Origin of the sequence: Leifsonia poae (assembly GCF_050632865.1) — a bacterium.
Taxonomy (GTDB): domain Bacteria; phylum Actinomycetota; class Actinomycetes; order Actinomycetales; family Microbacteriaceae; genus Leifsonia; species Leifsonia poae_B.
Window position 1 is genome coordinate 398,971 of sequence record NZ_JBODSA010000002.1, and the last position, 12,250, is coordinate 411,220.

The 12,250-nt window shown below is 69.6% G+C and carries 14 protein-coding genes; 4 read left to right on the plus strand and 10 right to left on the minus strand.

The window, feature by feature from the left end; translation table 11 throughout:
- Positions 1 to 6: 6 nt before the first annotated feature.
- From nagB to ACRAWB_RS09255, 9 genes are all read right to left on the minus strand, one after another.
- The gene (gene nagB / locus ACRAWB_RS09215) at positions 7 to 792 is read right to left on the minus strand and encodes a glucosamine-6-phosphate deaminase (protein ID WP_431353062.1); all 786 of its coding nucleotides are present in this window, start codon (positions 790 to 792) and stop codon (positions 7 to 9) included.
- Complete coding sequence (locus ACRAWB_RS09220; RefSeq protein WP_363805290.1) at positions 792 to 1,688, minus strand: ROK family protein; 897 nt, start codon at positions 1,686 to 1,688, stop codon at positions 792 to 794. The genes nagB and ACRAWB_RS09220 overlap by 1 nt, the downstream gene beginning before the upstream one ends.
- Positions 1,685 to 2,848, minus strand: a complete 1,164-nt coding sequence (locus ACRAWB_RS09225; RefSeq protein WP_431353063.1) for a glycoside hydrolase family 3 N-terminal domain-containing protein — start codon at positions 2,846 to 2,848, stop codon at positions 1,685 to 1,687. Before ACRAWB_RS09225 ends, ACRAWB_RS09220 begins: the two co-directional genes overlap by 4 nt.
- Positions 2,845 to 3,228: a hypothetical protein gene (locus ACRAWB_RS09230; protein ID WP_431353064.1), complete on the minus strand. Its 384-nt coding sequence runs from the start codon at positions 3,226 to 3,228 to the stop codon at positions 2,845 to 2,847. The genes ACRAWB_RS09225 and ACRAWB_RS09230 overlap by 4 nt, the downstream gene beginning before the upstream one ends.
- Entirely contained in the window at positions 3,225 to 4,067 is an 843-nt protein-coding gene (locus ACRAWB_RS09235) for a carbohydrate ABC transporter permease (protein WP_431353065.1), read from the minus strand. Before ACRAWB_RS09235 ends, ACRAWB_RS09230 begins: the two co-directional genes overlap by 4 nt.
- Positions 4,064 to 5,020: a carbohydrate ABC transporter permease gene (locus tag ACRAWB_RS09240; protein WP_431353066.1), complete on the minus strand. Its 957-nt coding sequence runs from the start codon at positions 5,018 to 5,020 to the stop codon at positions 4,064 to 4,066. The genes ACRAWB_RS09235 and ACRAWB_RS09240 overlap by 4 nt, the downstream gene beginning before the upstream one ends.
- A gap of 90 nt (positions 5,021 to 5,110) precedes the next feature.
- Positions 5,111 to 6,460 (minus strand): extracellular solute-binding protein, encoded by a 1,350-nt coding sequence (locus tag ACRAWB_RS09245; protein ID WP_431353067.1) that lies wholly within the window; start codon positions 6,458 to 6,460, stop codon positions 5,111 to 5,113.
- 85 nt (positions 6,461 to 6,545) lie between these two features.
- Positions 6,546 to 7,724 carry an ROK family protein gene (locus ACRAWB_RS09250; protein WP_431353068.1) on the minus strand — a complete coding sequence of 393 codons (1,179 nt, stop codon included), beginning with the start codon at positions 7,722 to 7,724 and terminating at the stop codon, positions 6,546 to 6,548.
- Between the two features lie 67 nt (positions 7,725 to 7,791).
- Complete coding sequence (locus ACRAWB_RS09255; RefSeq protein ID WP_431353069.1) at positions 7,792 to 8,667, minus strand: serine hydrolase domain-containing protein; 876 nt, start codon at positions 8,665 to 8,667, stop codon at positions 7,792 to 7,794.
- A gap of 60 nt (positions 8,668 to 8,727) precedes the next feature.
- Between ACRAWB_RS09255 and ACRAWB_RS09260 the strand changes: the two genes are divergently transcribed.
- Positions 8,728 to 9,516: an SDR family NAD(P)-dependent oxidoreductase gene (locus tag ACRAWB_RS09260; RefSeq protein ID WP_431353070.1), complete on the plus strand. Its 789-nt coding sequence runs from the start codon at positions 8,728 to 8,730 to the stop codon at positions 9,514 to 9,516.
- A gap of 75 nt (positions 9,517 to 9,591) precedes the next feature.
- Here ACRAWB_RS09260 and ACRAWB_RS09265 read toward each other — a convergent pair whose 3' ends face one another.
- Positions 9,592 to 10,806, minus strand: coding sequence for an NADP-dependent isocitrate dehydrogenase (locus tag ACRAWB_RS09265; RefSeq protein ID WP_431353071.1), 1,215 nt, complete (start codon positions 10,804 to 10,806; stop codon positions 9,592 to 9,594).
- A 144-nt stretch (positions 10,807 to 10,950) separates the two neighbouring features.
- Between ACRAWB_RS09265 and ACRAWB_RS09270 the strand changes: the two genes are divergently transcribed.
- The 3 genes from ACRAWB_RS09270 (at position 10,951) to ACRAWB_RS09280 (ending at position 12,236) form a co-directional block, all read left to right on the plus strand.
- Positions 10,951 to 11,403: a GNAT family N-acetyltransferase gene (locus ACRAWB_RS09270; protein ID WP_431353072.1), complete on the plus strand. Its 453-nt coding sequence runs from the start codon at positions 10,951 to 10,953 to the stop codon at positions 11,401 to 11,403.
- On the plus strand, positions 11,387 to 11,752 hold the full coding sequence (locus tag ACRAWB_RS09275) for an MGMT family protein (RefSeq protein ID WP_431353073.1): 366 nt from the start codon (positions 11,387 to 11,389) through the stop codon (positions 11,750 to 11,752). The genes ACRAWB_RS09270 and ACRAWB_RS09275 overlap by 17 nt, the downstream gene beginning before the upstream one ends.
- A 346-nt stretch (positions 11,753 to 12,098) precedes the next feature.
- Complete coding sequence (locus tag ACRAWB_RS09280) at positions 12,099 to 12,236, plus strand: hypothetical protein (protein WP_431353074.1); 138 nt, start codon at positions 12,099 to 12,101, stop codon at positions 12,234 to 12,236.
- Positions 12,237 to 12,250 lie beyond the last annotated feature (14 nt).

Genomic DNA, 12,250 nt, shown 5'->3' on the forward strand with positions numbered 1-12,250 from the left:
AGCCCCCTAGAGCGTCTGCCAGGACGGCTTGTTCGCGTACGCGTACCGGTAGTAGTCGATGTTCTTCAGCTGCGACGCCGCCGCCTCGTCCACGAGCACGGTGACGTGCGGGTGCAGCTGGACGGCCGACCCCGGGTTGGAGGCCGACACCGGCCCCTCGACCGCCCCGGCCAGCGCCGCCGCCTTACCCTCGCCGAACGCGAGCAGCATCAGGTGCCGGGCCTTCAGGATGGTCGACAGCCCCTGCGTGATGCAGTGCATCGGGACGTCGTCCTCCGAGTCGAAGAACCGCGCGTTGTCGCGGCGGGTCTGCTCGGTGAGGGTCTTGACGCGGGTGATCGAGGCGAACGACGAGCCCGGCTCGTTGAAGCCGATGTGCCCGTCGGTCCCGATGCCGAGGATCTGCACATCCACGCCGCCCGACTCGGCGATCGCCTTCTCGTAGGCGAGGCCGGCGCGCTCGATGCCGTCGAGGGATCCGTTGGGCACGTGGATGAGCGACGGCGTCAGGCCCAGCGGCTCCACGACCTCGCGGGTGATGACCGCGCGGTACGACTCGGGGTGGCCCTCGGGCAGGCCAACGTACTCGTCGAGGGCGTAGCCGCGGACATGCGACACGTCGACGCCGCGCTCCCGGATCCCGCGCTCCAGCGCCCGGTACACCGCGAGCGGGGTGGATCCGGTCGCGAGCCCGAGCACCGTGTCCGGCTTGGCCGCAATGAGGTCGAGGATGCTGCGCGCCGCGAGCTCGCCCGCGGCCTCCTGGTCGCGGACGACGACGATCTCTGCCATCAGTTCTCTCCTACGAGGGCCGCTCCGAGCGCGGCGACGGGGGTTCCTTCGGGGACGAGGCGCACCCTCCCAGGCAGGTCGAGCGACGCCAGGAACGGCGACGTGCGCTCCCAGTCGTGCAGCACCTCGTGGACGTCGCCGAGCAGGCGCTCCCCCAGGTGGCTCAGGCCGCCCCCGACCACGACGGTGGCCGGATCGACGGTGAGCACGAGGGCGCGCACCGCGGAGGCGATGCCCGCTGCCAGCCTAGCCGTGATGGCGCGGGCGGCGGGGTCGCCGTCGGCCGCAGCGGCGAAGACGGCGCGGACCGGGAGCGGGTCGTCGGTCGGCCACTGCCGGGCGACGCCCGAACCGCTCGCGACGGTCTCCAGGCAGCCGCGCTGACCGCACGCGCACAGGGCGCCCTGCGGGTCGACGGGCAGGTGCCCGATCTCGCCGGCGATCCCGGTGCTGCCGCGCCAGAGGCGGCCGTCGACCACGATGCCCGCGGCCATCCCGGTGCCGAGGTTGAGGAACGCCATCGTGCCGGACAGGCCGAGCAGATGGTAGGCGCCGAGGGCGGCCGCCTTGACGTCGTTCTCGACTCGGACTCCGACGCCCAGGCGTCCGGCGAGCATCCCGCCGAGTTCCAGCCTGTCCAACCCGAGGTTGACGGCGTGGGCGACGTCTCCGGAGGCCGTGTCGACCATCCCGGGCACGCCGATCCCGATGGACTGGAAGCCCGCGGGCGCGAGGCCGGTGAGCTCGCCGAGGCGGGAGACGGCGGTGACGGCCGTCTCCACGACGGCCGCGTGGCCGAAACCAGTCGCAAGGCGGATGCGCTGCGTCAGCGCGCCGCGCTCGTCGACCGCGACGGCGTCGGTCTTGGTGCCGCCGATGTCGATGCCGAGCCTCACGAGCCGTGTCCGAGCAGGCGGAGCAACGCACGGCCGACCAGGCGGGAGGCGCCGAAGGTCGCGATGTCGGCGTAGGACCGGTCGTCGCTCGGCCAGCCCATGTCGACGACGAGCACCCGCTCGCGCTCGGCGCGCAGCCGGTCGATCGCGGCACGCGCGAAGGCGTGCCGGTGGTTGTCCTTGCCGACGACGAGCACCGGCGACTGCGCGGCCAGCACGAGGTCGGGATGGTCGTCCTCGGTGAACAGCACCTCCGGGTTCGCGGCGAACTCCCGCGCCCACGGCGTCCCCGGGTCGGCCTTCACCTCGGCGAACGGCCCCCAGGGCGCCGTCCCTACAGCGATGTTCGCGACCGTGTCGATCCGCACGACGGAGTACCGCCCGTCGTTCGCCGCCAGCCACTCCCGGGCCTCCGCGCTCACATCGAACGCGCGCTCCGCCCGCTCCACGTCCTCCGCAGCCGTCGAGTACAGGAATTCCGCTGCCCCGGCCGGCGTGTCGACGACGTTTTTCCTGTGCTCGGCGGCTTCCTGGGCGAGGGAGCGGACGCGGGCGGCGGCAGCGGCGAGGCGCGCGGGGGTGAGGCGGCCGGCGGCGACGGCGGCGGCGATGGCGTCCTCGATCGCGGCGAGCTGCGTGTCCGTGTTCTCGGTGCCGATGCAGAGCAGGTCGCAGCCGGCGGCGAGCGCGAGCACGGCCGCCTCCGGGATCCCGCGGGTGCCGCTCGCCCCGTGCATGTCGAGGGCGTCGCTGACGACGACGCCGTCGAAGCCGAGCTCGCCGCGCAGCATCCCCTCGATGATCGCCGGGCTGAGCGTCGCAGGCAGGGTCGCGTCCAGCTGCGGGAGCAGGATGTGCGAGGTCATCACCGCGCGCGCCCCGGCCGCGACGACGGCCCGGAACGGCAGGAGCTCGCGCGAGCGCAGCTGCTCCGCCGACACGTCGACGACCGGCAGCTCCAGGTGGGAATCGGCGGCCGTGTCCCCGTGCCCCGGGAAGTGCTTCGCCGCGACCGCGACGCCCGCGGCCTGCAGCCCGCGCGTCCAGGCAGCTCCGTGCTCGGCCACTACCTCGGGCGACGAGCCGAAGCTGCGCACCCCGATCACCGGGTTGTCCGGGTTGGAGTTGATGTCGATGTCGGGCGCGAAGTCGAGGTTCACGCCGGCCCGGCGCAGCTCCTCCCCACGCGCCGAGCGACGTCCTCGGTGTAGGCAGCGTCGCCCAGCCGGCCGAGGATCGCGTTGCCGGGATACGGCGACCCGCTCTCGTAGTAGAGCCGGGTGACGTCCCCGCCCTCTTCGTCGATCGCGACGATCGCCTCCGGGTTGGCGGCGTAGATCGCGTCGGTGAGCTCGCGCAGCTGCGCCGCCGAGGAGATGTTCTGCCCGAACAGGCACACCCCGCCGAGCCCCGCACGCAGCCGCGCAGCGAGCCACGAAGGGAGTGTCGTCCCGACGAACCCCGGCAGCAGCGTCGCTGCGATGCTGCGGCGGAGGTCCGGGTCGGTCAGGGCGGTGTCGGCGACGGACGCGCCGCTCACCCCTTGACCGCCCCGCTGACGAGACCGCTCGTCATCCGGCCCTGCACGATGAGGAAGAAGATGATGACCGGCACCGCGACGAGCGTCGACGCGGCCATGACCTGCCCCCAGTCGGTGGCGCGGGAGGCGGACTGCTGCACGAATCCGCGCAGCCACAGCGGCAGCGTCGCGCTGCTCGACTGCGGCAGGATGACCAGCGCCACCGTGAACTCGTTCCACGCCTGCAGGAAGGCGTAGACGCCCGAGGCGACGAGGCCCGGGGCGAGCAGCGGGAACGTGATCCGCAGGAACGCCTGCGTGCGGCTGAGCCCGTCCACCATCGCGGCCTCCTCGAGGTCGGCGGGGATGCCGGCGACGAAGCCGCGCAGCATCCAGATGGTGAACGGCACGACGGCGGCGATGTACAGGATGCTGACGCCGATCACCGTGTTGAGCAGGCCGAGCGTGCCCATCAGCTTGTACTGCGCGATGAACAGGCCCTCGGCGGGGAGCATCTGGATGAGCAGCACGGCGAGCACGAACGACCGGCGGCCGCGGAAACGGAACCGGCTGATCGCCAGCGCCGCGAGGAACGCGAACGCCAGGCAGCAGACGACCGTGATCAGCGCGACGGCGACGCTCATCCCGAGCGCCGGGAAGAACGTCCCGCCCTGCACGACGGCGGTGAAGTTGTCGAACGAGCCGCCGAACGGCAGCCAGGTGGGCGTGGTGTTCTGCAGGATGACGTTCGGCAGCAGCGACGAGTTCACCATCCAGTAGACCGGGAAGACCCAGATCAGGGCGAGCACGACGCCGAGGGCGCCGAGCAGGACGCGGGACGGGCGGATGCGGCGAGTCACGATTCGTCCTCCTTGAGAAGGTGTCGCACGTAGAACCAGCTGAGGGCGATGGTGAGCACGAGCACGAAGACGCTGACGGCGCTGGCCATCGCGAAGTCGCTCGAGCCGACGCCGAGCTGGTAGATGTAGGTGCCGAGCAGGTTGGTCTCGCTGGCGATCGAGCCCTTGTCCTGCAGCAGCTTGATCTGTGCGAAGACGCGCAGGTCCCAGATGATCTGCAGCAGCAGGACGATCCCGAGCACCGGGCGGATGATCGGCAGGATGATGTAGCGCAGCCGCTGCCAGCCCCGCGCGCCGTCCATCTGCGCGGCCTCGACGACCTCCGTCGAGACCTGCGTCAGCCCGGCGTAGACCGAGAAGGCGACGAACGGCACGCTCATCCACGTCACGATGACCATCGCGACGAAGAAGAAGGAGAGCGGGTTCTGCAGCCAGTTGTGGTCCTGGAAGTCGAGGCCCCACGAGGTGAGCGTGTAGTTGACGACGCCGCGGCGCCAGTCGAACAGCCAGTTCCAGACGGTCATCGCGGCGACGACCGGCATGGCCCAGGCGAGCAGGAGCGAGATCTGCAGGATGATGCGGACGACGCGGTTCACCGCGTTCATGAGCAGCGCCATCCCGACGCCGATGATCACGGTGACGAACGCCGTCACCAGGCAGAAGATGATGGACCGGGCGACGACGACCCAGGTGTACGGGTCGGAGAACAGGGTGATGTAGTTCTCGAACCAGACGAAGTCGGCGGGCTTGCCGAACTGCTGGGCCAGCCCGAAGTGCTGCATCGAGGTGATCAGCTGCCACACGATCGGGTAGCCGAGGGCGACGAGCAGGATGATGATGGCCGGCAGCAGGAGGCCGTACGGGGTGACGCGGCCGCGGCGACGGCGGGGCTGGTCGGCCGCAGGCGGTGGCGCTGCGGGAAGGATGAGGCGGGTGTCCTCGGTGGCGGTCACGGACGTCTCCTTGGCGAGGGGGATGGTTCAGGGATGCGGTGCGCCGGTCGCGCCAGGTCGCGGCGCACCGCATCCCCTGTTCGGTCGGCTCTAGCTCTTGACGTTGAGCAGCGAGTCGAGCTTCTTGTCGTACTCCTGGGCGAGCGCCTTGAGGTCGGACGCGTCACGGATCTTGGAGAAGAACTCCTCCATCACGTTGCCCGCCTCGACCGAGGCCCAGCCGGGAGCGGCCGGGGTCAGCTTGGAGTTCGACGCCGACTCGATGAGCGCCTTCGCGAACTGGTCGTCGCCCAGCGAGGAGGTGTACTTCGAGTTGGCCGGGCCCAGGCCGTTCTGGCCGAGCATTTCCTGGTACTCCTTCGAGAAGATGATCTTCAGGAGGGTCTTCGACAGGCCCGGCTCCTTGGTCTTCGCCGAGATGCCGATGTTGGAGCCGCCGGCGAAGACCGGGGCCGGCTTGCCGTCGTTGCCCGGGAGCACGTAGGTGCCGAAGGTGGCGTCGTTCCAGGTGCGGACCGGCTTGCCGTCCTTCTGCGACAGGTCGCCGATGGACCAGTGCGCCCAGCCCGGAGCCATGATCGTCGCGGCGGCGAGCGAGGTGTCACCCGTCTTGTTGCCGTCGGCGTCCAGCGTCTGGTCGGTGTCGTTCAGGTAGATGTACTGGTTCGAGTCCTTGGCGTCGTTCGGCGCCTTGGATGCGTTCTTGTACAGGTCCTGGAGCTGCTGCAGGCCCTTGAGGGAGTTCTCCGACTCGAGAGTGCCCTTCCACTTGCCGCCCTTCTGCTGGGCGATGTCCCCGCCGTTGGCGAAGATCCAGGAGATGCCGTCGCGCCAGTCCTGACCGCCGAGGAAGAAGCCGGAGAAGTTGGAGATGTTCTTCGGGTTCTTCGCCGTGATGTCCGCCACCGTGGTGTTGAACTGGTCGAGCGTGGTCGGAACGGTCACGCCGGCCGCCTGGTAGACGTCCTTGCGGTAGAACATGTAGCGCGAGCCGAAGTAGTACGGCAGCGTGTAGTTCTTGCCGTCAACCTTGCCCGCGTCGACGAACGACTGCAGCAGGTCGCTGCCGCCGAGCTCCTTGTACATGTCGGAGATGTCGAGGAACGCTCCGACGTTGGTGAAGGTCGGCGACTGGGTGTTGCCCATCTCCGTCACGTCCGGCGTGTTGTTGGCGTCGGGCAGCGCGGTGGTGAGCTTGGTGACGATGTCGCCCCAGTCCTGCTGCTCGATCTTGAGGGTGGCCCCGGTCTCCTTGTTGAACTCCGTCGTGAGGTAGTTCCGCAGCTTGTCCGGAGTGTCCGAGCCGACGAGCCACAGCGTGACCGTCTTGCCCTTGCCGTCGGTGCTGGCTCCGGTGGAGGAGCCTCCCGACGCGCATCCGGCGAGCACGAGAGCGGAAGCCGTAGCCACAGCGGCGAGGCCGACGAGCTTTCTCTTCATTGCTGGTTCCTTTCGTGGTGGTCAGTGTGTGCGGCTGCAGCACACCGAGGGTGCAGGGGTCAGGTTTCGGGCGGTGCTGTGTGTGTCATGAGACCCCGAGTCGTCCGGAGAGGACGAGAACGGCCGCGCCGCGCAGGACGATGTCCTGCCCTTGCGTGGTCATCCGGACGGACAGGTCGGCGTGGTTCTCCGCCATGGTCCGATTCCGGAGCGTGTGGACGGTCGCTTCGGCGAGCGGGCCGTCGAGCAGTTCGGTCGGACCCGCGAGCACGATCTCCGACAGGTTGAGGGCGCCCACGACGGGCGCGAGGGCGATGCCGAGGCGCTGGCCGGCCTCTCGGAGCACGGGGGTCGCATCCTGCCCCGCCGCGTGCGCCTCGTGGATGCCGCGCTGCAGTTGCGGGACGCTGAGCCAGTGCTCGAGCACCTGGTCCCGGTTGTACGTCGTCTCGAGCCCGAGGTCGGTGCCGACCATGACCTGGCCGATCTCGCCGGCGGCGAAGTGGCTGCCGTAGACGAGGGCTCCGGCGACCAGCAGCCCCGCGCCGATGCCGTGGCCGACGCGGATGAGCATCATGTCGCCCGCCGCTCCGCCGTACGTGTGCTCGGCGAGCGCTGCCGCGTTCGCGTCGTTGGCGACGACGACCGGGAGCCCGGTGCGGTCTGCCAGGTGCCGCTGCAGCGCGAGGTCGGTCCAGCCGAGGTTCGGGGCGGTCAGGATGGTGCCGCTCAGGTCGACGACACCGGGCGAGCCGACCCCCATGCCGAGGATGGGGGCGGTGGACGCTGCGACCAGCCGCTCCACCAGCCAGTCGACCTTCGCGAGGGCGTCGTCGCCGGTTGCCGAGCGTCCGTCATCCTCCAGCATGACCTCGGCGGACGCGATGATGGCGCCGTCGAGATCCATCACTGCGCCGCGGAAGCGGTCGTGGTCGCTGAGGTCGACGCCGACGATCTGGTGCGCGCTCCGGTTAATGTCGAGCAGGACCGCCGGCTTGCCGGGGCGGGCCGACTCGCGCTGTCCCAGCTCGATCACGAGGCCTTCGGCCAGCAGTTCGGCGACGAGGTCGGAGACCGTGACGCGGGTGAGGCCCGTCTCGCGGGCGAGGTCCGCGCGGCTGCGCTCCCCCGAGCGGTAGAGCGTCTGCAGGACGAGCGAGCGGTTGTGGCTGCGGGCGTGCTCCGGGAGCACCTTGGCACGCGGGCGGAGGATCCGCCCAGGTCCCAGTCCTCCGGTGCTTCCCTGCACCTCGGTCGTCGTCATGTTTGTTAGTAAAGCTTACGAACAAATGAAATGCAAGCAACGAAACGAACTCGTTACATGCGGGTTGTCACCCCAGCAGCGCCTCGTGTGCGAGGTCGAGCAGCCGACGGGTGCGGAACTCCTCGTGGGCGGTGATCGTGAGGACGGCCCCGCGCGCATCGTTCACGACCACGTACTGCCCGTAGCGTCCGTCGAAGCGCCACAGCCCCGACGATCCCTCCCAGACGGCGATGCCGTAACGGTCCGTGGCCGGGTCCTCCCCCGTGTCGACCCAGCGCGCGTGCATCCCGTCGATCCACTCGGCGCTGACGATCGGTTGTCCGCGCCACTCGCCGCGGTCGCGCAGCACCCGGCTGATCCGGGCGAGCTCGCCGGTGCGGAGCTGCAGTCCGGTCCCGCCGACGATGTGGCCGAGCGGGCAGCGCATCCACTGCGGGTTGTGGATCTCGAGCGGGTCGAACAGGCGCGGCAGCAACCAGTCGCGCACATCGCCGACCCGCGCCGCCAGCATCCGCATGGCAACGTACGTGCTCGCGTCGGAGTACTGGAAGCGGGTGCCGGGCCCGCGGGTCGGGCGCCGCAGCATCTCCTGCGCGAGGTCGGGTCCGGGCACGGGCTGGTCGCCGAACCAGACGAAGTCGATGCCGCTCGACATGGTCAGCAGGTCGCGCAGGGTCACCCGGTCGACGCCGTCCCCGAGCTCGAGCCCGGGCAGCGCCTCGGCGACCGTGGTGTCGAGCGACAGGATGCCCTCGTCCACGGCGATGCCTGCGGCGAGCGCGCTCACGCCCTTGGACACGGAGTACAGGTTCTCGCGGTCGTCGCTGCGCCAGCGGTGCTCCGCCTCGTCGTCGCCGACGAGTGCGACCGCGCCGTACGCGCCCAGCCCCTCCTGGTCGATGGAGCGGACAAAGCGGGCCAGGAGCAGATCGGCGTCGGTCATGCCTCCATTCTGACCTGAGCCGGTGACAGTCGATGGTCGGCGCGGGACTACGCTCCAGGCATGACCGACGCCTCCACCGCCTCTACCCGCACCCCCTTCTCGCTCGCCGGCTCACGCGCGTTCGTGACGGCCGCCAGTCGCGGTCTCGGCCGCGAGATCGCCCTGGAACTCGCGGGGCAGGGCGCTGACGTCGTGCTCGGCGTACGCGATCCCGATGGCTCGGCGGACCTCGTCGACGAGCTCCGCGCGTTCGGCGTGCAGGCGACCGCGATCCGGATGGACGTGCTCGATCTGCCCGGCTGCCGGGCCGCGATCGACGCAGCCATCGCCGAGCTCGGCCCGATCGACATCCTGGTCAACAACGCCGGCGGCGGGATCGACGCGCCGGCGCTCGAGGTGACCGAGGAGGAGTTCGAGCACGTCTGGGCGCTGAACACCCGCTCGACCTTCTTCCTGTCGCAGCACCTCGCGAAGAGCATGCGCGAGAACGGCGGCGGCTCGATCGTCAACATCGCCTCGCAGGCGGGCCTCATCGCCCTTCCCGGCGAGGCCTCGTACTGCTCGGCGAAGGCCGCGGTCGTCCACCTCACCCGCTGCCTCGCGGTCGAGTGGGGCCAGTACGGCATCCGCGTCAACGCGGTTGCGCCGACGTTCATCGAGACCGACGGGACCGCCGCCGCGCTCTCGGACGACGCGTTCCGCGCCGACACCGTCGAGCGCATCGCCGCCCTGCATCGCATCGGCGAGCCGCGCGAGGTGTCCGGCGCCGTCGCGTTCCTGGCGTCGCCGTCGGCCTCCCTCGTCACCGGCCAGACCCTCGCGATCGACGGCGGCTGGACCGCCCGCTGACCCCTTAAACGATTCGTGCCGAATGCACGTTATTCGCAAGGGATAGCGCACATTCGGCACGAATGTCGCGAGGGGTCAGCCCAGGCGCGCCTTCAGGTTCTCGGCGATCGCGTCCAGGAACTCCTCGGTGGTGAGGTACTTCTGGTCCGGACCCACGAGGAGCGCGAGGTCCTTCGTCATCTTGCCCTCCTCGACCGTCTTCACCACGACGTCCTCGAGGGTGTGGGTGAAGTCGATGAGCTCCTGGTTGCCGTCGAGCTTTCCGCGGTGCGCGAGGCCGCGCGTCCAGGCGAAGATCGAGGCGATCGGGTTCGTCGAGGTCGGCTTGCCCTGCTGGTACTGGCGGTAGTGGCGGGTGACCGTGCCGTGCGCGGCCTCCGCCTCGACGACCGAGCCGTCCGGGGTGGTCAGCACGGAGGTCATCAGGCCCAGCGAGCCGAAGCCCTGCGCGACCGTGTCGGACTGGACGTCGCCGTCGTAGTTCTTGCAGGCCCAGACGTAGCCGCCCTCCCACTTGAGGCTGGAGGCGACCATGTCGTCGATGAGGCGGTGCTCGTAGGTGAGGCCGGCCGCGTCGAACTTCTCCTTGTACTCGGCGTCGAAGACCTCCTGGAAGAGGTCCTTGAAGCGGCCGTCGTACGCCTTCAGGATGGTGTTCTTGGTCGACAGGTAGACCGGGTACTGCCGGTCGAGACCGTAGTTGAACGAAGCGCGGGCGAAGTCGCGGATGGACTCGTCCTGGTTGTACATGCCCATCGCGACACCGGCGCCCGGCGCCTGGTAGATCTCGAAGGACTGCGCCTCGCCGCCGTCGGCGGGCTGGAAGCTCATGGTGAGGGTGCCCGGGCCGTCGAAGACGAAGTCGGTGGCGCGGTACTGGTCGCCGAAGGCGTGACGGCCGATGACGATCGGCTTGTTCCAGCCGGGGACGAGCCGCGGGATGTTCGAGATGATGATCGGCTCGCGGAAGACCACGCCGCCGAGGATGTTGCGGATCGTGCCGTTCGGGCTGCGCCACATCTTCTTGAGGCCGAACTCCTCCACGCGCGCCTCGTCAGGCGTGATGGTGGCGCACTTGACGCCGACGCCGTGCTTCTGGATGGCGTGGGCCGCGTCGATCGTGATCTGGTCGTCGGTCTCGTCGCGCTTCTGGATGCCGAGGTCGTAGTACTCGAGGTTCACGTCGAGGTACGGGTGGATGAGGGATTCCTTGATCGCCTTCCAGATGATGCGCGTCATCTCGTCGCCGTCGAGTTCGACGACCGTTCCTTCGACCTTGATCTTGTCCATGGTTCTCCTGAGTCTGTGCCGTTTGAGCCGACGACAGCTTACCCGAGCGCGAGAACTATCTTGACATCGAGACACTTTCTCCCGGCGAATCGTCGGCTGGGAGGGAGCTATGCCGCGGTCGTACGCGCACGTTACGCTTTCGTCATGGCTGAGTTGAGACTGGAAGAGTTGAGCGCGCGGACCGTCGTGGCGGCCAACGCGCTGACACTGAAGCCGGGCCAGGAGCAGTTCGTCGCTCCGGTCTCCTACTCGGCGGCGGCCGCCATCCCCGACCCGAACACCTCGTGGCAGCGCGTCGTCCTCGACGGCGACGACGTGGTCGCGTTCATCATGGGCAGCTTCGACCCGAACGCCGAGCACGAGGAGTTCAAGGCCATCCTCTGGCGCATCAACGTGGACGCGGACGACCAGGGCCGCGGCATCGGCACCTTCGCGGTGCGCGCCCTCGCCGAGGAGGCCCGTCAGCGCGGCCTGCACCGGCTCTATGTCATCTGGGAGTCGGGCGAGCTCGGCCCCGAGCAGTTCTTCCTGCGCAGCGGCTTCCAGCCGGTCGGCGAGACGCAGTACGGCGAGACGATCGGTGCCCTCGAGCTCTGACGACGCCTCCGGAGACGCGTCCGACGACGTCCCGTTCGTCGAGCGCGTCCTCGAGGTCGTGGACGCCATCCCGCCCGGCCGGGTCATGACCTATGGCGACGTCGCCGCGACGCTCGGCTCCCGGGCAGCGCGGATGGTCGGCCAGATCATGGCGTACTACGGCGGCTCGGTGCCGTGGTGGCGCGTGGTGCGCGCGAGCGGCCACCCGCCGGCGAACCACGAGCACATCGCGCTGCAGCACTACCGCGCGGAGGGCACCCCGCTTCTGGGGGTGGGCACCGCGGCGTACCGGGTCGACCTGCGGGCCGCCCGCTACGATGGCGCCGGGAGTCATCCCTCCGACCGATGATCCCCTCAGTTTCGTCGTGTTGACTTGCATCACATCCATTCACCGTTCCCTGGAGCTGCCGTGCCCCGCATGCGTACCGCTGGAGTCATCGCGACGACGATTGCGCTCGCCCTGGCCCTGTCCGGATGCTCGGTGATCACCGCGTTCGAGCCCCACGTCTCGTCGGAGATCTACGACACGGCCAAGGACATGAAGGCCGCGAACACCGCGGTCTTCGGCTCGCCGACGTTCGTCCCCGACGACGCCACGATCATCCGCGTCGACTACGACACGCAGGACGGCTCGGCGATCATGACCTACACGTCGAAGACGCATGTGGCCCCGGCACGTGCGCAAAGAGGTGCCCGTGCCCAAGCCGACCATCCAGGACAGCTGGTGGCCCGTGGACGGCCTCCCGGCCAAGGCCGGCGACTGCGGAGGCGGCTGGTCGGGCTTCGCCATCGGCGACCAGGTCTTCGCCGCGAAGGCGCCGCACTCGAAGTAGACCGCCGCCGGCGC

What these genes read in the sequence shown, in the direction of transcription:
- nagB (WP_431353062.1), bottom strand. Translation starts at nt 792, where the DNA reads ATGGCAGAGATCGTCGTCGTCCGCGACCAGGAGGCCGCGGGCGAGCTC.
- ACRAWB_RS09245 (WP_431353067.1), bottom strand. Translation starts at nt 6,460, where the DNA reads ATGAAGAGAAAGCTCGTCGGCCTCGCCGCTGTGGCTACGGCTTCCGCT.
- ACRAWB_RS09250 (WP_431353068.1), bottom strand. Translation starts at nt 7,724, where the DNA reads ATGACGACGACCGAGGTGCAGGGAAGCACCGGAGGACTGGGACCTGGG.
- ACRAWB_RS09255 (WP_431353069.1), bottom strand. Translation starts at nt 8,667, where the DNA reads ATGACCGACGCCGATCTGCTCCTGGCCCGCTTTGTCCGCTCCATCGAC.
- ACRAWB_RS09260 (WP_431353070.1), top strand. Translation starts at nt 8,728, where the DNA reads ATGACCGACGCCTCCACCGCCTCTACCCGCACCCCCTTCTCGCTCGCC.
- ACRAWB_RS09265 (WP_431353071.1), bottom strand. Translation starts at nt 10,806, where the DNA reads ATGGACAAGATCAAGGTCGAAGGAACGGTCGTCGAACTCGACGGCGAC.
- ACRAWB_RS09270 (WP_431353072.1), top strand. Translation starts at nt 10,951, where the DNA reads ATGGCTGAGTTGAGACTGGAAGAGTTGAGCGCGCGGACCGTCGTGGCG.